Source organism: Paraburkholderia aspalathi (genome assembly GCF_900116445.1).
GTDB lineage: Bacteria > Pseudomonadota > Gammaproteobacteria > Burkholderiales > Burkholderiaceae > Paraburkholderia > Paraburkholderia aspalathi.
The window spans coordinates 45,928-67,978 of sequence record NZ_FPBH01000033.1 but is presented as its reverse complement, the minus strand read 5'-3'; the positions used below and the strand labels follow the sequence as shown (position 1 = coordinate 67,978).

The window sequence follows — 22,051 nt, the reverse complement described above, 5'->3', positions numbered from 1 at the left end:
CGGCTGGCTGGAATTTGAATCATCCTGAATCCTCCGGTCACGACGACACCAGGGAAATAACTTTGCAACAGAACTCCTCGATCCTGACACCTGTGCAGCGCCGCGCCTTTATCTGGCTGGCGATCGCGCTAGTCGTCGGCATTCTGCTCTGGCTCCTGAGCCCGGTCCTCACGCCGTTCCTGCTGGGCGCCATTCTCGCGTACATTCTGCAACCGGGCGTCGCGTGGATGGTGCGCCGGCGCGTGCCGCGCGGACTCGCCGCCTTGCTCATGATGCTGCTGTTCTCGTTGCTGATGACGCTGCTCGTACTGCTGGTGCTGGCCGTCATCCAGAAAGAAGGGCCGCAACTGAAACAGCAGGTGCCCGTGCTGTTCGCCCACGTGAGCGCCTGGCTGCAACCCAAGCTGGCGCTGCTGGGCCTCGCCGACTCGCTCGATTTCGCCAGCATCCGCGATCTCGTGATGGGCCAGCTCGAAGGCAGCGCGCAGCAGGTCGCGCTCTACGTATGGACCTCCGTTCGCACCAGCGGCAACGTGATGATGACGGTGGTCGGCAATCTCGTGATGGTGCCGCTCGTGCTGTTTTATCTGCTGTACGACTGGAACCGCATGCTCGCTCGCATGCAGAGCACGGTGCCGCGCCGCTGGCTCGACAAGACGCTGCAACTCGCGCGCGACATGGACCAGATGCTGTCGCAATACCTGCGCGGCCAGCTGCTCGTGATGGGCGTACTCGCGGTCTATTATGCGATCGCGCTGACCATCGCCGGCTTCGAGATTGCGCTGCCGGTGGGTATTTTCACGGGCCTCGCCGTGTTCATCCCCTACATCGGTTTTGCAACCGGTCTCGCGCTGGCGCTCCTCGCGGCACTGCTACAGTTCGGCGACTGGTACGGCTTCGGCGCGGTCGCGCTGATTTACGGCGTCGGCCAGATCGTGGAGAGCTTTTATCTCACGCCGCGCCTCGTCGGCGAACGGATCGGCCTGCACCCGCTCGCGGTAATCTTCGCGTTGCTCGCGTTCGGCCAACTGTTCGGCTTTTTCGGCGTGTTGCTGGCGTTGCCGGTCAGCGCCATTCTGTCGGTAGCCATGCGCGAGTTGCGTCAAAGCTATCTGACGAGCACGCTTTACAACAACTGAGTCACTGATTGCTCATTGACTGCTCATTGACTGTTTAGGGACGTTTTAGGGCCCGCGATCCGGGCCATTTGCGGCCTAAGCCTCATTTTCGGCATTAACCTACTGTGCTTCGTCAACTGACGCTCGATCTCGGCACCCCGCCGCCATCGACATTCGACAATTTCTTCGCAGGCGCCAACGCCGAGCTGGTCACGCGGCTGCGCGAGCTCGACAACGCGCTCGCGGCCGGGCCAGTGGCCGATCGCACCTTCTATGTCTGGGGCGAAGCCGGCAGCGGCCGCACGCATTTGCTTCAGGCGCTGGTCCACGAAGCGCCGCCGGGTCATGCACGTTTTGCCGGTCCGCAGAGCAGCCTCGCCGCTTTCACGTTCGACCCGCGCGTCGCGCTGTATGCAATCGACGATTGCGACGGCCTGTCTGCGGCACAGCAGATTGCCGTGTTCAATCTGTTCAACGAAGTGCGCGCACATCCCACCAGCGCGCTCGTCGCCGCAGGCAATGCGGCACCGATCGGCATGACGGTACGCGAGGATCTGCGCACCCGCCTCGGCTGGGGCCTCGTGTTTCACCTCGCGCCGCTGCCGGACGAAGGCAAGGCCGCGGTGCTGAAACACGCGGCGCGCGAGCGCGGCATCATGCTCGCCGACGACGTCCCCGCCTACCTGCTCACGCATTTTCGCCGCGATATGCCGAGTCTGATGGCCTTGCTCGACGCGCTCGACCGCTTCTCGCTCGAACAGAAACGCGCGGTTACGCTGCCGCTCCTGCGCACCATGCTGGCCTCGCCCGACGCCGACGATCGGCGAGCCGCGCCGCCTTCATCCGCCTCATCCGCGTCCCCCGCCGCCGCTTCAAGTAAAATAGGCCCCCATGGCTAACCTCGCACTCTTCGACCTCGACCACACCCTCATTCCCACCGACAGCGACCACGAATGGGGCCGCTTCATGGTGAAACAAGGCATGGTCGACGCCGAAAACTTCGCTCGTGAAAACGACCGTTTTTTCGCCGACTACAAGGCCGGTAAGCTGGACATTCACGCTTATCTGATCGCCATGCTCACGCCGCTCGCCAAGTACACGCGCGCCGAGCTCGCCGACCTTCACGCGCAGTACATGCATGAAGTGATCAAGCCGGCGATCTTTCCGGTCGCGCTGGAGCTGGTCAGAGAACACCGCGAAGCCGGCGATCTCTGCTGCGTGGTCACGGCGACCAACGAATTCATCACCCGTCCAATCGCGCAAGCGTTCGGCGTCGACGCGCTGATTGCCTGCGAAGCGGAAACCGTCGACGGCCAGCCGCATTCGCCGTACACCGGCCGCCCCACCGGCACGCCGAGCTACAAGGAAGGCAAGATCGTCCGTACCGAGGCGTGGCTGGCATCGCTCGGCAAGACCTGGAGCGACTTCGAGCACAGCTATTTCTATAGCGACTCGCACAACGACATCCCCCTGCTCGAAAAGGTCACCGATCCGATCGCGACCAATCCCGACGACACATTGCGCGCCCATGCGCAGGCCAAAGGCTGGCGCATCCTCGAACTCTTTCAACCCTCGTGATCAAAAAACTTATCCGCAAGCTATTCGGCCAGGACCCGGCGCCCGCTGACGACACCCCGCCCGCCGAAGCAGACGAAGCCGGCGAGGCGCCGGCACGCAACGCGTCCAGCGCCACCAAAGCGCGCCGCAAACCGGCGCGCCCGGCCGCCAAAACCGTGCGGGACCCCGACGTGCCGGTCATCATTCCGCACGACGTGCATGGCATCGATCAGTCGCTGATCTCGAGGAACGCGATTCGCGTCACCGAGGGTCTGCAGGAAGCGGGGCATCGCGCGTTTATCGTCGGCGGTGCGGTGCGCGATCTGCTGCTCGGCATCAAGCCGAAAGACTTCGACGTCGCAACCGACGCCACGCCAGAACAGGTGCAGAAGCTGTTCCGCCGCGCGCGCATCATCGGCCGCCGGTTCCAGATCGTGCACGTGCAGTTCGGCCAGGAAATCATCGAAACCTCCACGTTCCGCGCGCTGGTCGATCCGCCCGCAGCCGACGCGGCGCCGCCGCGCCGCCTGAAGCGCGACGAGCTCGACCGCCGCACGCACGCGGTGGACGCCAGCGGCCGCGTGCTGCGCGACAACGTCTGGGGCGAGCAGCACGAAGACGCCACGCGCCGCGACTTCACGATCAACGCGATGTACTACGATCCGGCCACGCAAACCGTGCTGGACTATCACAACGGCATGGCCGACATGCGCGCGCGTCTGTTGCGCATGATCGGCGACCCGGCCACGCGCTATCGCGAAGATCCAGTGCGCATGCTGCGTGTGGTGCGTTTCGCCGCCAAGCTCGAGTTCGAGATCGAAGACACGACCCGCGCACCGATCGCCAAAATGGCCGATCTGATCAACAACGTGCCGGCCGCGCGTCTGTTCGACGAGATGCTCAAGCTGATGCTGTCGGGCCACGCGCTTGCCTGTTTGAAACGTCTGCGCCAGGAAGGCCTGCATCACGGTCTGCTGCCGCTGCTCGACGTGGTCCTGGAGCAGCCGATCGGCGAGAAATTTATCACGCTCGCGCTGACCAATACGGACGCCCGCGTGCGCGCCGGCAAACCGGTTTCGCCGGGCTTCCTGTTCGCCACGCTGCTGTGGCACGACGTGCAGACGCGCTGGCAGCAATTTGAAGCGAACGGTGAATATCCGGTGCCGGCCCTGCATCGCGCGATGGACGAAGTCCTCGACATGCAAACCGAGAAACTCGCGATCCACAAGCGCTTTTCGTCGGATATGCGCGAGATCTGGGGTCTGCAGCTGCGCCTGGAGAAACGCTCGGGAAGAAGCGCGCTGAAGCTGCTGGAACACCAAAGATTTAGAGCGGGGTATGATTTCCTCCTGTTGCGCTGCGAATCGGGCGAACTCGAAGAGTCGGTCGGAGCGTGGTGGACGGAGTTCATCGAAGGAGACGTCGCTGCGCGTGAGACATTGCTCACGCAAGGCGGGAAGGACCGAAGCCCCAGAAAACGACGGCGGCGCAGCAGTGGCGCGAGGAGCCGCAAACCGGGCGACGGAATGGAGGGCGGCACGCAAGCCGAACGCACAGCCAGCGATGCGGGTCATGACGGCCCGCACGAAGACTGACACAGCGTTGGCTATTGCCGTCGAACGATAGTTGCAGGAAGTTATGCCATGACGGTTGCCTATCTCGGCCTCGGCGCGAATCTCGGGGACGCGCGCCAGACCCTGAAAGACGCGGTGGTGTGCCTGGCACAACAGCACACCATCTCCGTGCTCGCCAAGTCGAGCCTGTATCGCACTGCCCCGATCGACGCGGGCGGTGACGACTATTTCAACTGTGTCGTGAAGGTCGACACGACGCTCCCCGTGCGGCAGCTGCTAGCGCTATGCCACAAAATCGAGCATCAGTTCGGCCGTGAACGGCCGTTTCGCAACGCCCCACGCACGCTCGATCTGGACATCCTGCTATACGGCGATCAATCGATCGACGAAGCCGATCTGATCGTGCCGCATCCACGTTTGATCGAACGCGCCTTTGCACTCGTGCCGCTCATCGAGATCGACCCAACGCTGATCATCCCGCAACACGGCCGTGCCGAGGCGCTGCTGAATGGCGTGAGCGATCAACGCATCGAAAAGGTGAAGGGCCCCTGCCAGTGTCCGATGCTCAATGCATTGAGCGCCGGCGCCCCAACTGTGGACAAGGGCCGTTGCGAATGAATTCGCCGCCACTCACTGTCACTGCGCCTCAATTACGACCGCCCTTCGGCTATCTGGCGATCGAAGGGCCGATCGGCGTCGGCAAAACCTCACTCGCGCGGCGGCTCGCCCAGCGCTGGTCGATGCAGGAACTGTTCGAGCGGCCGCAGGACAATCCCTTTCTCGAACGCTTTTATCGCGACACCACGCGCTATGCGCTGCCCACGCAATTGCACTTCGCCTTGCAGCGCGCGCAGCAGGCCCAGGAGGTGGCAGCCGCGCATGTGGCGGGCACACCGCTGATCGCCGATTTCATGACGCAGAAGAACGACATTTTCGCGCGTCTGACACTGCAGGAAGACGAGTGGCAGCTTTATCGCGCCCTCGCCGCGCGAATCGACGTGAGCGCGCCAGCGCCGGATTTCGTGGTCTACCTGCAAGCCAGTCCCGAAGTGCTGTTCGCGCGCATCCAGAAACGCGCGGTGCCAATGGAACTGCAGATTTCCGATGCATATCTGCACGCGCTCTGCGACGCCTACAACGAGTTTTTCTATCACTACGACCGCACACCCGTGCTGACGGTCAACGCTGAACACCTGAATCCGCTCGACTCGGACGCGGACCTTGCGCTACTCGCCGAACGCATCGAAACCATGCGCGGCCGCAAGGAATTCTTTGTCAAAGGCACGTCGCTTTAAGCGACGCGCCGCTCTTCTTTCCAACGGATTTCCCCATGACCTATTTGCAGGAAGCGAGCCGGAACGCCATCACCGTGCCGAAACTGCAGGCAATGCGCGACGCCGGCGAAAAGATCGCCATGCTGACCTGTTACGACGCGAGCTTCGCCGCGCTGCTGGATCGCTCGGGCGTCGACGTGCTGTTGATCGGCGACTCGCTCGGCAATGTGCTGCAAGGCCAGACGACCACGCTGCCGGTCACGCTCAGCGAAATCGCGTATCACACGGCGAGCGTCGCGCGGGCGCGGCCCTCGGCGCTGGTGGTCGCCGATCTGCCGTTCGGCACGTACGGCACGCCGGAAGACGCCTTCAGGAGCTCGGTGGAGCTCATGCGCGCCGGCGCGCAGATGGTGAAACTCGAGGGCGGTGAGTGGCTCGCGGAGACGGTGCGCTTTCTGGTCGAACGGTCGATTCCGGTGTGCGCGCACGTCGGCCTTACGCCGCAATCGGTGCATGCGTTTGGTGGCTTCAAGGTGCAGGGCAAGACCGACGCCGGCGCGAGCCAGGTTCTGCGCGATTCCCTTGCCGTGCAGAATGCAGGCGCCCAACTGATCGTGATCGAGGCGATTCCCACGCTGCTAGGCAGTGAGGTCACCAAGCAATTGCGGATTCCGACGATCGGCATCGGCGCGGGTCTGGATTGCTCGGGTCAGGTGCTGGTGCTGCACGACATGCTGGGAATTTTCCCAGGCAAGCGGCCACGCTTTGTGAAAGATTTCATGCAGGGCCAGCCGAATATTCAAGCTGCAGTGGAAGCGTATGTGCGTGCCGTGAAGGACGGTTCGTTTCCGGGGCCGGAGCATACGTTCTGAACATGCGGTCCGTTCGCGGACTACATTGATCGGGCGCGGTTGCGCCTGTTTGGGACCCGTCTGATATCGCCTGAAAACGTGGTCGTCTATCTTCGTCTACCCATTAACGCGGCGCTGCCGCGAGCCGAAGAGAGATGACCATGAGCCCCTTTTGCCTGATCGACGTAGCGGGAATCCGCGAGCACGCCACCGCACCGCATGATGTGCGGGAATCGACTTGGCGCGAACGCCTGTCTGGATGGGTGATCCGCGTGCTACATGTTCGCCAGAGTTGAGTTGGCGCGCGGGTTTCGTGGCGTTCAAAGGCGGCGGCACGACTGGCTTTAAGCCTCAGCCCTGCTCTTAGTAGCCCTCCCTGCCTTAGCCCAGCACGCGCGCCTTTACCGCGCCTCGCAGTGCGTTGCACACCAGAAGCGCTTCAGCATTCTGCACATCGACTCGAGTCAGCATGCGTTCAGCAGCACGAAGGCCGAGATCCTCCAGCAACACACCTCGCATGATCCCGGGCAGTACGCCCGACTCCAATGGCGGCGTCCACCACCGTCCCGCCAGCTTCACAAACACGTTCGACCGGCCGCCTTCGGTCAACTCACCGCGCTCGTTGAAGAACAGCGTGTCGAAAGCACCCTTCGCTTCGGCTTCACGCCAGCCGCGATCGTATGCGGCGCGGCGCGTGGTTTTGTGGCGCAGCAGCGGATCATTGGCGTCCATCGTGGGGAAATTGTGATCCGGCCCGAGCAGCACGCCGACCGTCGCGTCGACCAGCGGCGTCAGCACTACCGTCGTTATTTGTAGCGTGCCGTCTTTGCTCAACGCGAGTCGCATACGGTGCGGAGTTTGCATTGGCAACGCCGCACATTTCTCCGCGATTTGCGCGCGAATGTCGTTTTCGTCGTCGAGCTTGAAACCCAGCGTCGCGGCGCTCGCCGAGAGTCGCGCGAGATGACGCGACAGATGCCGCACGCCTTCTTCCCGCGTCGCATACATCGTTTCGAAGAGCTCGAAACCCGGCTCGGCGCCGGTTAGAAAGCTGGCCTTCAATTGGCACTCCGCATATTCGTCGGCAGCGACGCTGTCGAGCACGATGCCTGCGCCGACCCCCATCTTGCCTTGCAGTTCGCCCGGTTGTGCGCTCGGGGTCAAGGTCAACGTGCGGATCGCGACGGATAGGCAAAAGTTGCCGCAAGCGTTTTCGCTTGTAGTGGCATCGAGCCAGCCGATCGCGCCAGTGTAGAGGCCACGCGGCGTGCTTTCCAACTCCTCGATCAGTTGCATCGTGCGATGCTTCGGCGCACCGGTGATCGAGCCGCATGGGAACAGCGCACGCATGATCTCGGCGAAAGACGTGCCGGCGCGCAACGTCGCATGCACCGTCGACGTCATCTGCCAAACCGACGCATACGGCTCGACCGAAAACAGCGCCGGCACGCTAACCGAACCCGTCTGCGCCACGCGCGACAGATCGTTGCGCAACAGGTCGACGATCATCACGTTTTCAGCGCGATTCTTCGGGTCGTTCGCGAGGAAATCGGCGGCACCACGATCGACGACAGGATCTTCCGAGCGTGGCGCCGTGCCTTTCATCGGACGGGCGCGCAACAACGAGCCTTCCTTCTCGATGAACAACTCCGGCGAGCACGACAGCACCCACTCGTCGCCCGGCAACCCGATCAACGCGCCGTACGGAACCGGTTGACGCACTCGCAGCCGCCGATAAAGCGCGGTCGGCGAGCCGAATACGTCGAAACCAAGCCGATACGTGTAGTTGACCTGATAGGAATCGCCCGCGCGCAGGGCGGCATGGATCGCGTCGATCGCTTCGTTAAATTGCTTTGGATCGACGCTCGCACGCACGTTTGCGGTGCCCGCCACCGACGCCTCAGCGGCTCCACCGTCGCGCGCCATGAGCCACGCGTCGACGTCGTCGCGTGACAGCTTCTCGCAACGTTCGAACAATAAAAAACGCAGCGTGGCATGGCCACGCTGCGTTTCTTTCAATGCCTGGTGAGAAAGGCCGCCGTCCAGAAGATGCCGGCCAAACTCATAGTCGGCGAGCACGACAGCATGCAAACCACACCGTGTGTCCGCGGCCACAGTCTCGCACACATTTTCGAGTTGCGCGGCGTCCGCACAAACCCGTTCATGCACAAAACCCGTGTACAGACGACTCGAACGGCGCGCCGCCGTCGCGTCGCAGTCGTCGAGCAACGCGAACACTGCGTCGCGCTCATCTGCCGTCATGCTTACCGCCACATCAAACCGCTATTAATCGAAGAAGCTCTTCACCCGATCGAACCAGCTCTTGCTCTGCGGGCTATGCCGCGCGCCGCCTTCCACGAGTGCCTTCTCGAATTGCTGAAGCAACTCGCGCTGCGGCTCGGTGAGCTTGACCGGCGTTTCGACTTGCACGTGCACGTAAAGATCGCCGGCAATACTCGAACGCAGCCCCTTGATCCCCTTACCGCGCAGACGGAACGTCTTGCCCGACTGCGTGCCTTCCGGCACCGTGAAGCTCGCGCGGCCCGCGAGGGTCGGCACTTCGATTTCGCCGCCAAGCGCCGCCGTGGTAAACGGAATCGGCATCTGGCAATGCAGGTCGTCGCCGTCGCGTTCGAACACCGAGTGCTGCTTGATGTGAATCTCGACGTACAGATCGCCCGACGGACCGCCGTTGATGCCCGGCTCACCGTTGCCGGCCGAGCGGATTCGCATGCCGTCGTCGATACCTGCCGGGATCTTCACTTCCAGCGTCTTGGTTTCCTTCACCTTGCCCGCGCCGTGGCAATGGCCGCACGGCTCAGGGATATAGGTGCCGGTGCCGTGGCACTTCGGGCAGGTCTGCTGGATGCTGAAGAAGCCCTGTGACATCCGAACCGAACCCGAACCGCTACAGGTCGGGCAGGTCTCCGGCTTGGTGCCGGGCTTCGCGCCCGAGCCGTGACAGATCTCACACGACACCCAGCTCGGCACGCGAATTTGCGTGTCGTAGCCGTGCGCGGCCTGTTCCAGCGTGATTTCCATGCTGTAGCGCAGATCGGCGCCGCGATACACCTGCGGGCCTGCGCGGCCGCCACCGCCGCGTGCGGCACCGCCGGCCGCCTGGCCGAAGATGTCGCCGAAAATATCGCCAAATGCATCGGCAAAACCGCCGAAGCCTTGCGCACCCGCGCCGCCCATATTCGGGTCGACGCCCGCGTGGCCGTACTGATCGTACGCGGCACGCTTTTGCGAGTCCGACAGCATTTCATAGGCTTCCTTCACCTCTTTGAAATGCTCTTCCGCATCCTTGTTGCCGGGATTGCGGTCGGGGTGGTGCTTCATCGCAAGCTTGCGATAAGCCTTCTTGATTTCGTCGTCGCTCGCGTTCTTTGCGACGCCCAGAACCTCGTAGTAATCCCGTTTCGCCATATCGGTTCAACGCCACTCGCGCAATGCGACGCGGTGGCTCCTCTTGAATGCTGGAGTCTTGCGACTCGTCCGGCCGCTGCTCACGCCGTTTTTACGCGGCTTAAACAACGCCCTCCATAAAACAAATGTGCCCGGAGAGCCCAAAAAGGCTCACCAGGCGCGATAACCGCTTTGCAGGTTCATGCACCCGGACGGGAGCAAACCGTTTTGCAGCCAGGCCGCACACATCGCTGTGTGCGGCTTTACGGTCAGATTGCGACCCGGCTTTAGTCTTTCTTCACTTCCTTGAACTCGGCGTCGACCACGTCGTCCTGCTGCTGGTGGCTCGCGCCACCTGCCGATGCGCCCGCACCTGCCGCGCCCGCTGCCGCAGCTTCGGCACCTTGCGCAGCCTGCATGTCGGCGTACATCTTTTCGCCCATCTTCTGCGAGGCGGTGGCCACCACTTCGATCTTGGCTTCGATCGCGGCCTTGTCGCTCGAACCGCTCTTCAGCGTTTCTTCGAGGTCCTTCAGCGCGGTTTCGATCGCTTCCTTCTCAGAGGCTTCCAGCTTGTCGCCGTATTCGGTGAGCGCCTTCTTCGTGCTGTGGACCAGCGCGTCGCCCTGGTTGCGGGCATCGGCCAGCTCACGCAGCTTGTGATCTTCTTCCGCGTTCGCTTCGGCGTCCTTCACCATCTTCTCGATTTCGGCTTCGGACAGACCCGAGTTCGCCTTGATCGTGATGCGGTTTTCCTTGCCGGTCGCCTTGTCTTTCGCGCCGACGTGCAGAATGCCGTTCGCGTCGATGTCGAAGCTCACTTCGATCTGCGGCGTGCCGCGCGGTGCCGGCGGAATGCCTTCAAGGTTGAACTCGCCCAGCAGCTTGTTGCCCGCTGCCATTTCGCGCTCGCCCTGAAACACCTTGATCGTCACGGCGCCCTGATTGTCGTCAGCCGTCGAGTAGACCTGTGCGTGCTTGGTCGGGATCGTGGTGTTCTTGTTGATCATCTTCGTCATCACGCCACCGAGCGTTTCGATGCCGAGCGACAACGGGGTCACGTCGAGCAGCAGAACGTCCGTGCGGTCGCCCGACAGAACCTGGCCTTGAATCGCGGCGCCAACGGCCACGGCTTCGTCCGGGTTCACGTCACGGCGCGGGTCCTTGCCGAAGAATTCCTTAACCTTTTCCTGCACCTTCGGCATGCGCGTCATACCGCCGACCAGAATCACGTCGTCGATTTCGCCGACCTTCACGCCTGCGTCCTTGATGGCCATGCGGCAAGGTTCGATCGTGCGTTCGATCAGTTCTTCAACCAGTGCTTCCAGCTTGGCGCGCGTGATTTTCAGGTTCAAGTGCTTCGGACCCGACGCGTCTGCCGTGATGTACGGCAGGTTGATTTCCGTTTGCTGGCTCGACGACAGTTCGATCTTCGCCTTTTCAGCCGATTCCTTCAGGCGTTGCAGCGCGAGCACGTCTTTCGACAGGTCGACGCCTTGTTCCTTCTTGAACTCGCCGATGATGTAATCGATGATGCGTTGGTCGAAGTCTTCACCGCCGAGGAACGTATCGCCGTTCGTGGACAGCACTTCGAACTGCATTTCGCCGTCAACGTCAGCGATTTCGATGATCGACACGTCGAACGTACCGCCGCCCAGGTCATACACCGCGATCTTGCGGTCGCCCTTTTCGGCCTTGTCCAGACCGAATGCCAGCGCAGCTGCGGTCGGTTCGTTGATGATCCGCTTCACTTCCAGACCGGCGATGCGGCCTGCGTCTTTGGTAGCCTGACGCTGGCTGTCGTTGAAGTACGCGGGAACCGTAATCACAGCTTCGGTGACCGGCTCGCCGAGGTAATCTTCAGCGGTCTTCTTCATCTTGCGCAGCGTTTCCGCCGAGATTTGCGGCGGTGCGAGCTTCTGGTCGCGCACTTCGATCCATGCGTCGCCGTTATCGGCTTTCATGATCTTGTACGGCATCAGCGCGATGTCTTTCTGCACTTCCTTTTCTTCGAAGCGGCGGCCGATCAGGCGCTTAACCGCGTACAGCGTGTTCTTCGGGTTCGTGACCGACTGACGCTTCGCAGGCGCGCCGACGAGAATTTCGCCGTCTTCCATGTAAGCGATGATCGACGGCGTGGTGCGCGCGCCTTCCGAGTTCTCGATCACCTTGACCGAATTGCCTTCCATGATCGCCACGCACGAGTTGGTCGTGCCGAGGTCGATGCCGATGATTTTGCCCATTTTTACTAATCTCCTGACTTTGATCGCTGCGGGAATCGCCGTTTTTGCCCATCTGGCGGTACGGCGATCCGCTCTGAATTCCTACCTGCACTCAACATAAGTGCGTCCGCATCGTTTTCAAGACCTCTTTTACGATGCGGTCTTTAATTTTTTTCAATCGGTCGAACTTTTGCCGCTTTTTTCACCATTTGCCGTGCTGCCGACCACATTGGCCGCACGGATCGTTTCCCGCGCGACCACAACCGCCGCCTCGAACTGCCCGAGACTGCGCCAGCCGGCTGCCCGGCCGAGCCGCTTGCCTCGATAAAAGAAGAGCCATGTGGGCACGCTGTGAAGCATGACCGCAGTGGCGTCGACGGGAATGTTGGCCATGACGGCGCCTGTCAGGCCGACCGGCTGATAAACGGCTTCTGCTGCGGCCCGTGCCGCAGCTTGGGCTGATTACTTCGGCGCCGCGACAGTCACGAGGGCCGGACGCAGCACGCGGTCGGCGATCACGAAGCCTTTTTGCAGCACAGCAACGACGGTGTTCGGCTCCTGGTCGGCCGGCACCATCGAAATAGCCTGGTGACGGTGCGGGTCGAATTTCTCGCCAACCGGGTTCAGGGCGACGACGCGGCCCTTCTCCAGCGCGCCGGAGAGCTGGCGCAGCGTGAGCTCGACGCCTTCGCGAACCTTCTGCAGGTCGTCGGACGAGTGGGCAACCGCTGCTTCGAGGCTGTCGACCACCGGCAGCAAATGCTCAGCGAAGCTTTCGATCGCGAACTTGTGGGCCTTGGCGACATCTTCCTGGGCGCGGCGGCGCACGTTCTCAGTCTCCGCCTTCGCCCGCAGGAAGCTCTCCTGCATCTCGGCAAGCTTCGCTTCTGCCTCGGCCAATGCGGCTTCCGCGCCGGTTGCCGGCGCTTCAGGCGCTGCGTTTGCAGCCGCGTCCTGCTGGGGTGCCGCAGCCTCGGCGGCCTGGCGCGCGGTTTCGTCGGCGGGCGTGGGATTCTGGCTCGTCGGGTTCTCTTGCGTGTTTTCCATGTCGCTGAAAGTCGTTTAAAAGTTAAAGCTATCGGTGGCGGCAACGCGTCAAAAACTGCCGCAATTTGTGCGTTGCAAAATTGCGACAGACAACTTACTACGTTAACGCGTATCGAAACGCCAGATGGGGCCGGAAAGACCCAATTCAAGCGCCTCTCCCGGAACTTTTCACACCGCGGACGTGCGGCAGAAATGCCCGGTTACAACCATTATTGCGTCGCAATCAGATTGAGATTGAGTGCGCTCAACAAGTGGCCTATGCTCCATTAAAGCGTCGGAAAAGACACGTTAACCCTAATCTAACGTAAGCCTTACCGATAATTTTCAATTCCACCTGATTCGCCTGTTTCCATCTGAATCTTCCCAAGGGGAGTACCGTGAAACTGACCTTTGCAATATCGGTGGTCGCATTGGTACTGATCGCGGGCACCACGACCATCTGCATGTCCGGGGCCGTCAACGATCACACCACCGAGTACGGCGGTGTGCACGCGACGATGGAACAATTGTTCAATCCCCACCTGAAAGTTTGTCGATAGTGCGCCGGTCGCGCTTTGTCGGTCTGCCGTGCAAAGCGGCGGCCGGTTCGCGGTATGTCTTGCGCCGCTCCTGCTCGACCTGTCGCTTCACCTTGCTCTCTTCCGTTTCCGCATAGAGCGTCTGCGCGACGCTGGCCGGGCCGCGCACGTCGCACACGCCCAGCACTTCCACCTGCCAGACAATCCGCTCGATTTCGATCTCGACCAGGTCGCCTACGCGCACTTCCTTGGCCGGTTTGACACTCGCACCGCCGATTCGCACGTGCGCTTTTTCGACGGCATCCGCCGCGAGCGAGCGCGTCTTGAAGAAGCGCGCCGCCCAAAGCCATTTGTCGATGCGCAGCTTCGCGCCCGGTTCGGTTGAAATCCTGTAGTTCATGAGCCTGCTTAAGCCCCAGTCGTGTGCGGCACCGGTACTGCTTGCACGGGCCAGCCCTGCAGATTCTGCGCGACGATCTCGCCGAGCGCGGCGATCCACGGCTGCGAGGCGTTCAGGCAGGGAATCCGATGAAACTCCTTGCCGCCCGCCTGCAGGAACTCGTCGCGCACTTCCATCCCGATTTCTTCAATCGTTTCAAGGCAGTCGGCGGTAAATCCCGGACAGAACACGTCGGCACGCCGCACGCCCGCCGAGCCCAATTCCTTCAGCGTGGGCGCGGTGTACGGCTGCAACCACTCGGCCTTGCCGAAGCGCGACTGAAACGTGACGCGGCATTCCACCTGCGTCAATCCCAGCGCCTGCGTCAACAACGCGCCAGTCTGCTGGCATTGCTCGTGGTACGGATCGCCGAGATCCATCGTGCGCTTGGGCACGCCGTGAAAACTCAGCACCAGCTTGTCACCTGCCGCGAAATCCGGCCGGCCGTGCTGATGCCAGTAGTGGTGCACCTGAGCGGCGAGCGCGGCGATATACGCCGGATGATCGGCGTACTGCCGCACCGTGCGGATTTCCGGCTGATTGCGCATGCGCTTCAACGCCGAAAAGGCGTCGTCGAAAGCCGTGGCCGTGGTCGACGACGAGTATTGCGGATACATGGGCATCAGCAGCACGCGCTCGGCGCCGGCCAGCTTGAGCTGGTTCAGCATGGCCGGAATGCCCGGCGTGCCATACCGCATCGCGTAGTCGACCAGTACCGTGTAGTCGTTCAATTGCAGCAGATGGCGCAAACCCTCCACCTGCTTTTCGGTGAAGACACGCAGCGGCGAGCCTTCCGGCATCCACACGGCCGCGTACTTTTTCGCCGACGCGGGGCTCCGGAACGGCAAAATCAACGTGCGCAGGATCACCTGCCAGAGCAGCGCCGGAATTTCGACCACACGCGGATCGGACAGGAACTGCGCAAGATAGCGCCGGACCGCACGCGGCGTCGGCGCGTCGGGCGTGCCGAGATTGATCAGCAACACGGCGACACGGTGTGACGTGGCGTTCTGTGATGGCCGCTCGAGGTCGAAGCGCATAGGCAGCAGGGATAACCGCTTGGGGCGGAGAGTCGGTTCAGGTGGAATTCATTATAGCGGCGCGGTCCATTGCAAGGTCCGCCAGGGCCCCTGGCCATTCGGCCAATTGGCAAGCCGCGCGCCGTCGCGCATCATTTGCAGCATGAGATGTGCCGCAGCCAACGGTGACCGCAGGTTACTGCTGGCTGAGCGTCAGGGAAAGCAGCCGCGCAGTGATGTCCACGATTGGGATCACGCGGTTGTAAGCCATGCGGGTCGGCCCGATCACGCCGAGCGTGCCGACAATCTTGCCGTTCACCTCATAAGGCGCGGTGACGACGCTCATTTCCTCGATCGGCACGAGATTCGACTCGCCGCCAATGAAAATCTGCACGCCCGCGGCGTGACTCGACACGTCGAGCAACTGAAGGAGACTGGTCTTTTGGTCGAATACATCGAACAGCTTGCGCAAGCGCGCCATGTCCGACGACAGGTCGGCGACTTCGAGCAGGTTGCGCTCGCCGGAAATCAGCACGGTCTCGCCGGTGTCGGACTCATCCGTGCTGGCCGTGACCGCGGCGTGCATCAGCGTGGTCATGTCGCCGCGCAATTCGTCGATTTCTTCGCGCAGGCGGCGGCGCACGTCGTCGAACGAGAGGCCCGCGAAGTGCGCGTTGATGTAATTGGAGGCTTCCACCAGCTGCGACGGCGAAAAGTCGCGCTGGGTGGCCATGATGCGGTTCTGTACGTCGCCCTCGGGCGTCACGATGATCAGCAGGATGCGCTTGTCCGACAGGCGCATGAATTCGATCTGCTTGAACACGTGGCTGCGGCGCGGCGTGAGCACCACGCCGGCGAACTGCGACAGATTGGACAGCACACTTGCCGCTGCGGCGACGACTTTCTGCGGTTCGCCCGCCTGCAGCGTAGTCTTGACGATACGCATCACCGCTTCTTCGTCCGCGGCGGATTCCACCGTCAGCATGGTGTCGACGAACAGCCGGTAGCCGCGCGGCGTCGGGATCCGGCCCGCCGACGTATGCGGACTGATTACGAGCCCCAGGTCCTCGAGATCGGACATCACGTTGCGGATCGTGGCCGGGCTCAGTTCGAGGCCGGAGTAGCGTGACAACGTGCGCGAGCCGACCGGCTGACCTTCGGCGATGTAGCGCTCGATCAGCGTTTTGAGGAGGGTTTGTGCGCGGGGATCTAGCATGACGGAAAATTTTAGCTCAATGGCGCGGCTACAGCGAGCGCTAACGGCGCCAACCCCTGACTATCGCGCCGCCGGTTGGCGGGGCAGCGCCTGTCATCAATGTTTCACCATTCTAACGATAATCCTCCAATGCGCTGGCAGCCCGTTTGCGCAGGCCCGTCACCGGGTCTGTCTGCGGTTCTTTTCAGGCCCTACCTATGGTGTAATGCCGGCATGCAAGTGACCAGCCAGTTCAAGACCGTCGCGCTCGTCGGGCGCAACAATACGCCGGGCATCGGCGAGCCGCTGACCGCGCTCGCCTCGTGCATCGCGAAGCGCGGCTTCGAGGTCGTATTCGAAGCCGACACCGCCGCCGAAATCGGCGTCACCGACTATCCGGCGCTACGCCCCGCCGAGATCGGCGCGCGCGCCGACGTTGCCGTGGTGCTAGGCGGCGACGGCACGATGCTAGGCATTGGCCGCCAGCTTGCGCCCTACCGCACGCCGCTGATCGGCATCAACCACGGCCGCCTGGGCTTCATTACCGACATTCCGATCTCCGACATGCGCGAGATCGTGCCGCAAATGCTCTCGGGTAACTTCGAGCGCGAAGAGCGCATGTTGCTCGAGGCGCGCATCATGCGCGACGGCGCCCCGATCTATCACGCGCTTGCCTTCAACGATGTGGTGGTCAACCGCAGCGGTTTCTCGGGGATGGCGGAACTGCATGTCTCGGTGGACGGGCGCTTCATGTACAACCAGCGCTCGGACGGCCTGATCGTCGCCACGCCAACGGGTTCGACCGCCTACGCGTTGTCTTCGCAGGGGCCGATCCTGCATCCGCAACTACAAGGCATCGTGCTGGTGCCGATTGCGCCGCATGCGTTGTCGAACCGGCCAATCGTGCTGCCGGACGACTCGAAGGTGAGCATCCAGATCGTCTCGGGCCGCGAAGTGAACGTCAATTTCGACATGCAGTCGTTCACTTCGCTGGAATTGGGCGACACGATCGAAGTGCGCCGCTCGCGTCATACGGTGCCGATGCTGCATCCGGTCGGCTACAGCCATTTCGCGACGCTGCGCAAGAAGCTGCACTGGAACGAATACCCGTCGCACGAAGAAGATACCAAGCCCTGAGCGGTCCCCGAGCGCCGGAATGCCGGACCGCCGGGCTATCGGAACACGAACGCCGCTGCCGAACCCTGAATCTCAAGCTCACCAGACGACCTCCATGCTTCGCCACCTCTCGATACGCGACTTCGTCATCGTCGCCGCGCTCGACCTCGAATTCGATAGCGGCTTTACCGTTTTCTCAGGCGAAACAGGCGCCGGCAAGTCGATCCTGATCGACGCGCTGGCCCTCGCGCTCGGCGCCCGCGCCGATGCAAGCGTGGTGCGCACCGGCGAGAGCCGCGCCGACATCACCGCGGAATTCGAGACGCATGCGCAAGTCGAGCAATGGCTCGACGAGCAGGCGCTCGGCACGACCGCCGACGACGGCCATCACGGCAGCACCGTCATGCTGCGTCGCGTGGTGGACGCAAATGGCCGCTCGCGCGCGTTCATCAACGGCACGGCGGCAACGCTCGCGCAGTTGCGCGAAGTCGGCGAGATGCTGGTGGATATTCACGGGCAGCATGCGCACCAGTTGCTGATGCGTCCGGACGCGCAGCGCGAACTGTTCGACACCCACGCCGGCCTCACGGAAACCGCAGTAGCTGTCACGCGGGCATGGCGGTCGTGGCGCGACAAGGTGCAGGCCGTGGAGCATGCGCAAACGCGCGACCGCGAGCTGCAACTGGAGCGCGAGCGTCTCGCCTGGCAGCTCACCGAGCTGGACAAACTTTCGCCGCAACCGGGCGAATGGGAAGAGGTCAACGCCGAGCACCGGCGCCTGTCGCACTCGGCCAATCTGATCGACGGCGTGCAAGGGGCGCTCGGCGCGCTGTCCGAATCTGACGAAGCGATGATCACGCATCTCGCCTCGATCGTATCGAAGGTGCGCGACCTCGCCGAGATCGACCCGGCGCTGAACGACGTGCTGGCGGCACTGGAACCGGCCGAGATCCAGTTGCAGGAAGCGGCCTATTCGCTCAGCCACTACGCGCAGAAACTCGAACTGGATCCCGACCGGCTTGCCCAGGTCGAAAAGCGTCTCGACGCGCTGCACTCGGCCGCACGCAAATTCCGCCTGCAACCCGAGACGTTGCCTGAAGAACACGAAGCGCGCCGCGCGCAACTTGCCGCGCTCGATGCCGCCGCCGATCTCGACAGCCTCCACGCGGCCGAAGCCAAAGCCAAAGAAGCCTTCCTCGCCGAAGCGAAAAAGCTCTCGAAGGCGCGCGCCAAGGCCGGTAAGGCTCTAGGTGCAGCGGTAACCACCGGCATGCAGGAACTGTCGATGAAGGGCGGCAGCTTCGAAGTGGCGCTGGTGCCGTTGCCGGAAGGTGGCGCGCACGGGCTCGAACAGGTCGAATTCCGCGTCGCCGGTCACGCCGGCGTGCCGCTGCGGCCGCTCGCGAAGGTCGCCTCAGGCGGGGAACTGGCGCGGATCAGCCTCGCTCTCGCGGTCATTGCGAGCGCCGCGAGTCCGACTCCAACCCTGATCTTCGACGAAGTGGATACGGGAATCGGCGGCGGCGTCGCGGAAGTGGTTGGACGCTTGCTGCATCAACTGGGAGAGGCACGTCAGGTGCTGTGCGTCACGCACTTGCCGCAAGTCGCCGCGCGCGGCGACCATCATTTCCAGGTGGCGAAGTCGGGCAACGGCAAGGGCGGCACGGTCAGCAGCGTGACCTCACTCGACCGCGCGAGCCGCGTCGAAGAAGTCGCGCGCATGCTCGGCGGTCTGGAGATCACCGCCACCACCCGCAAGCACGCGAAGGAAATGCTGGCGGCCTAGGAACGCGGGACGGAAATCATCGCGGAGCCTCAGCCGAACACCCGCTTCCACAGCTTCAGTACCGCTTCACGCTCCGTCACCACCAGCGCGGGATCGACCCGCGCCTTTTCCATCCCGTCGAGCCGCAACTGGTGCTGCAACTTCCGGTAGGTCCGATACGCCGCCCCGACCGTCTCCGCTTCCGCCTCGCTCATCAAGCCGAAGCGCGACACTTCGCGCAGCAACGCGATATTGCCGGTATTGCGGATCAGTTCAGGATCGCTCGCCGCATGCAGCAACACCCAGTACTGCACGGTGAATTCGATATCGACCATGCCGCCGCGATCGTGCTTCAGGTCGAACAGCGCCGTATGGTTCGGATGCCCTGCCTCGACGCGCTCGCGCATCTCGACGATTTCCTTCGCGAGCGGCGCGGCCTCACGCGGCGTGGTCAGCACCTGTTCGCGAATCTGCTCGAATTTCGCACCGATTTCGGCGTCGCCCGCGCAGTAGCGCGCGCGGCTCAATGCCTGATGCTCCCAAACCCACGCGGTATTCGCGGCGTCGCCTTCACGCAGTTGATAACGGCGGAACGCATCCAGATCGGTGACGAGCAGGCCCGACTCGCCGTTCGGCCGCAACCGCAAGTCGACGTCGAACAAGGTGCCCGCGCCGGTCGCCGTCGTCAGCCAGGTGATGAGCCGGCGGGTGTAGGTGGCGTAGACGTCCGCAGCGGCATCGTCCGGATCGTCGTAGAGGAAGATGACGTCGAGGTCGGATGCATAACCGAGCTCCTTGCCGCCCAGCTTGCCGTACGCGATCACCGCAAACTTCGGCACGTCGCGATGACGTTTGGCCAATTGGTTCCAGACGGCTTCGAGCGTGACGTCGAGCACGGCATCGGCGAGCTCGGACAGGCGGTCGCTCACATGTTCGACGCTCAACTTGCCGGCCAGATCGATCAACAGGATGCGGAACACCTCGGCCTGGTGCGCGTGGCGCAGCAGATCCATCTGTTGCTCGATGCCATCCGCCGCGGCCAGACGCAAGCGCAGCGTGCGCTTGAATTCAGGCCAGTCGAACGGACTGTCCATCGCCTCTTCGTCGAGGAGTTCGTCGAGCAATTGCGGGTGGCGGATCAGGTAGCCAGCGGCCCAGTGTGAACCACCCAGCACCGACAGCACCCGATGCAGCGCCTGCGGATATTCCGTCAGCAGCGCAAGGTACGCGCCGCGCCGGCTCACGGCTTCGAGCAAGTCGAAGAAACGCGCCACCGTATCGCCGCGCCGTTCGACCGGCTCCAACGTACGCGCGGCTTCCAGCGCACGCTGCGCGACGATATCGAAGCGCTGGCGGCTACGCTCGGCGAGCCCCGCGTAACGCGACGACTGCCATATCGCACGCAAGCGCGCCAGCAACTCGTCCGGCTCGGAAACACCCAGTTCGATCAGACGCGCGCGAAGCGCGTCCTCAGCGCTGTCGTCGGCGAGCGCGCTGCTCCAGATCCACACCGCCGCGCCGTCTTCCGGTGCGCCGCAGCCATCGCGGCCGCTCACCTTGTCGGCGAAAATCTGGTCGAACTGCTGTTCGACGAACTCGCGGTGCGCGTCGAGCTTGAGCATCAGCGCGGCATAGTCGTCGCAACCCATGGCTTGCGCGAGCGCCACACGCTCCTCAGGATCGACCGGCATCGCGTGAGTTTGCGCGTCGTTGCGGTATTGCAGACGGTGCTCGAGTTCGCGCAGGAAACGGTAAGCCTGTGAAAGCTTCACGCAGACCGAGGTATCGAGCAGCCCGTGCGTGGCCGCGTGCCGCAAGACGGCGAGCGTCGGTCGAACCCGGAAGCCGGCATCCTGGCCGCCGCGGATCAACTGAAACACCTGAGCGCTGAATTCGATTTCGCGGATGCCGCCGCGGCCCAGCTTGATGTCGTCGGCCTTGTCGGGGCGCATCGAGGCACGCCGCTGCGCTTCCTGGCGAATCTGCAAATGCAGCGCGCGGATTGCGCTGATCACACCAAAGTCGAGATAACGCCGATAGACGAACGGCGTGACGATCGCATCGAGCTGCTTCTGCAGCCGACGCGCTGCGTCGCTCGCGCCTTCGGACACGAGCCGGCCCTTGATCCACGCATAGCGCTCCCACTCGCGGCCCTGCACGTAGAAATACTCTTCGAGCATGCCGAGGCTGCACACGAGCGGCCCGGAATCGCCGTTCGGCCGCAAGCGCATATCGACCCGGAACACGTAACCGTCGGCGGTCACCTCGGCCAATGCGCCGATCAGGCGCTTACCGAGACGCGTAAAAAAGTCCTGCGTCGCGATCGGTGAACGCTGACCGCCCGCGGTCTCACCGTCCTCTTCATAAATGAAGATCAGATCGATATCCGACGACACGTTCAGCTCACGCCCACCCAGCTTGCCCATCCCGACCACACCGAGCGCGAGCCGCTCGCCCTGTGGCCCGCGCGGCTCGCCATAAAGCGTTTCGAGTTCGGCGGACACGACCGCGAGCGCGCGCTGGATCGTCGTCTCCGCCAGATCGGTCATCGCGCCGGTGACTTCGGCGACATCCGCCTCGCCCGCGAGGTCACGCTCCATCACGGCGCAAAATACCTCCGTGCGCAATTGGCGTAAGGCCCGTTTGAGTGCATCCTCGCTCAACGGGCCGTCGGCCGCGCCGGCTGCCTCGGCACACAGCGCGTCAAAGCGCGCGTCGATCCGTTCGCGCGTGAGGGGGGCGGAGGCGAGCGCCACCACCTGCGCCACGATTTGCGGACGGGCCGCCGCGGCACGCGCCGCGTAATGTGAATAGTTGGAACTCAGGAGTGTTGCGTCAGTCATCAAGGGTCTGGCTCGCTCGTTGCTTTATCAGCGTTGTTCAGTTCGCCGCAACACACAGGTCCGGCAGCCTCGCGCAGGTCGCGAGACGGCATGGAGAAAGGGTTT

19 protein-coding genes are annotated in these 22,051 nt (G+C 63.0%); 10 read left to right on the top strand and 9 right to left on the bottom strand.

The features are described 5' to 3' along the window. Positions 1-62 precede the first annotated feature (62 nt). The 7 genes from BM438_RS36150 (at position 63) to panB (ending at position 6,395) form a co-directional block, all read left to right on the top strand. A complete protein-coding gene (locus BM438_RS36150; protein ID WP_093644661.1) occupies positions 63-1,139 on the top strand; it encodes an AI-2E family transporter in 1,077 nt (358 codons plus the stop codon). Positions 1,140-1,243: 104 nt separating this feature from the next. Then, positions 1,244-2,017, top strand: coding sequence for a DnaA regulatory inactivator Hda (gene hda / locus BM438_RS36145; RefSeq protein ID WP_054040965.1), 774 nt, complete (start codon positions 1,244-1,246; stop codon positions 2,015-2,017). Then, entirely contained in the window at positions 2,010-2,696 is a 687-nt protein-coding gene (locus BM438_RS36140; RefSeq protein WP_093644659.1) for a histidinol-phosphatase, read from the top strand. The genes hda and BM438_RS36140 overlap by 8 nt, the downstream gene beginning before the upstream one ends. Further along, complete coding sequence (pcnB, locus tag BM438_RS36135) at positions 2,693-4,270, top strand: polynucleotide adenylyltransferase PcnB (RefSeq protein ID WP_093644657.1); 1,578 nt, start codon at positions 2,693-2,695, stop codon at positions 4,268-4,270. Before BM438_RS36140 ends, pcnB begins: the two co-directional genes overlap by 4 nt. Positions 4,271-4,318: 48 nt before the next feature. Beyond that, positions 4,319-4,867: a 2-amino-4-hydroxy-6-hydroxymethyldihydropteridine diphosphokinase gene (gene folK, locus BM438_RS36130; protein ID WP_093644655.1), complete on the top strand. Its 549-nt coding sequence runs from the start codon at positions 4,319-4,321 to the stop codon at positions 4,865-4,867. Continuing rightward, positions 4,864-5,544 (top strand): deoxynucleoside kinase, encoded by a 681-nt coding sequence (locus BM438_RS36125; RefSeq protein ID WP_093644653.1) that lies wholly within the window; start codon positions 4,864-4,866, stop codon positions 5,542-5,544. Before folK ends, BM438_RS36125 begins: the two co-directional genes overlap by 4 nt. A 35-nt stretch (positions 5,545-5,579) precedes the next feature. Then, positions 5,580-6,395, top strand: a complete 816-nt coding sequence (gene panB / locus BM438_RS36120; RefSeq protein ID WP_093644651.1) for a 3-methyl-2-oxobutanoate hydroxymethyltransferase — start codon at positions 5,580-5,582, stop codon at positions 6,393-6,395. Positions 6,396-6,755: 360 nt separating this feature from the next. On the opposite strand, the gene pabB is transcribed toward panB, so the two are convergent. From pabB to grpE, 5 genes are all read right to left on the bottom strand, one after another. Further along, positions 6,756-8,636 carry an aminodeoxychorismate synthase component I gene (gene pabB, locus BM438_RS36115; RefSeq protein WP_093644649.1) on the bottom strand — a complete coding sequence of 627 codons (1,881 nt, stop codon included), beginning with the start codon at positions 8,634-8,636 and terminating at the stop codon, positions 6,756-6,758. A 24-nt stretch (positions 8,637-8,660) separates the two neighbouring features. After that, positions 8,661-9,803: a molecular chaperone DnaJ gene (gene dnaJ, locus BM438_RS36110; RefSeq protein ID WP_054040973.1), complete on the bottom strand. Its 1,143-nt coding sequence runs from the start codon at positions 9,801-9,803 to the stop codon at positions 8,661-8,663. A gap of 266 nt (positions 9,804-10,069) precedes the next feature. Next, positions 10,070-12,025 (bottom strand): molecular chaperone DnaK, encoded by a 1,956-nt coding sequence (dnaK, locus tag BM438_RS36105; protein ID WP_093644647.1) that lies wholly within the window; start codon positions 12,023-12,025, stop codon positions 10,070-10,072. A gap of 153 nt (positions 12,026-12,178) precedes the next feature. Next, the gene (locus tag BM438_RS36100) at positions 12,179-12,397 is read right to left on the bottom strand and encodes a hypothetical protein (protein ID WP_372342033.1); all 219 of its coding nucleotides are present in this window, start codon (positions 12,395-12,397) and stop codon (positions 12,179-12,181) included. 69 nt (positions 12,398-12,466) lie between these two features. Further along, positions 12,467-13,051 (bottom strand): nucleotide exchange factor GrpE, encoded by a 585-nt coding sequence (grpE, locus tag BM438_RS36095; protein WP_054040977.1) that lies wholly within the window; start codon positions 13,049-13,051, stop codon positions 12,467-12,469. A 377-nt stretch (positions 13,052-13,428) separates the two neighbouring features. On the opposite strand from grpE, the gene BM438_RS45735 reads away from it, so the two are divergent. After that, a complete protein-coding gene (locus BM438_RS45735; RefSeq protein WP_012431795.1) occupies positions 13,429-13,590 on the top strand; it encodes a hypothetical protein in 162 nt (53 codons plus the stop codon). On the opposite strand, the gene BM438_RS36090 is transcribed toward BM438_RS45735, so the two are convergent. From BM438_RS36090 to hrcA, 3 genes are all read right to left on the bottom strand, one after another. Next, entirely contained in the window at positions 13,562-13,969 is a 408-nt protein-coding gene (locus BM438_RS36090; RefSeq protein WP_054040979.1) for an RNA-binding S4 domain-containing protein, read from the bottom strand. The two genes, BM438_RS45735 and BM438_RS36090, sit on opposite strands and share 29 nt — an antisense overlap. A gap of 8 nt (positions 13,970-13,977) precedes the next feature. Next, complete coding sequence (gene hemH, locus BM438_RS36085) at positions 13,978-15,048, bottom strand: ferrochelatase (RefSeq protein WP_093644645.1); 1,071 nt, start codon at positions 15,046-15,048, stop codon at positions 13,978-13,980. A gap of 175 nt (positions 15,049-15,223) precedes the next feature. Next, complete coding sequence (gene hrcA / locus BM438_RS36080; RefSeq protein WP_054040981.1) at positions 15,224-16,243, bottom strand: heat-inducible transcriptional repressor HrcA; 1,020 nt, start codon at positions 16,241-16,243, stop codon at positions 15,224-15,226. A 213-nt stretch (positions 16,244-16,456) separates the two neighbouring features. Between hrcA and BM438_RS36075 the strand changes: the two genes are divergently transcribed. After that, positions 16,457-17,359 (top strand): NAD kinase, encoded by a 903-nt coding sequence (locus BM438_RS36075; protein ID WP_093644643.1) that lies wholly within the window; start codon positions 16,457-16,459, stop codon positions 17,357-17,359. Positions 17,360-17,453: 94 nt separating this feature from the next. Next, positions 17,454-19,124 carry a DNA repair protein RecN gene (gene recN, locus BM438_RS36070; protein ID WP_093644641.1) on the top strand — a complete coding sequence of 557 codons (1,671 nt, stop codon included), beginning with the start codon at positions 17,454-17,456 and terminating at the stop codon, positions 19,122-19,124. Positions 19,125-19,153: 29 nt separating this feature from the next. Here the strand turns inward: recN and glnE are convergent, their stop codons facing one another. Beyond that, positions 19,154-21,946 carry a bifunctional [glutamate--ammonia ligase]-adenylyl-L-tyrosine phosphorylase/[glutamate--ammonia-ligase] adenylyltransferase gene (gene glnE / locus BM438_RS36065; protein WP_093644639.1) on the bottom strand — a complete coding sequence of 931 codons (2,793 nt, stop codon included), beginning with the start codon at positions 21,944-21,946 and terminating at the stop codon, positions 19,154-19,156. Positions 21,947-22,051: the final 105 nt, after the last annotated feature.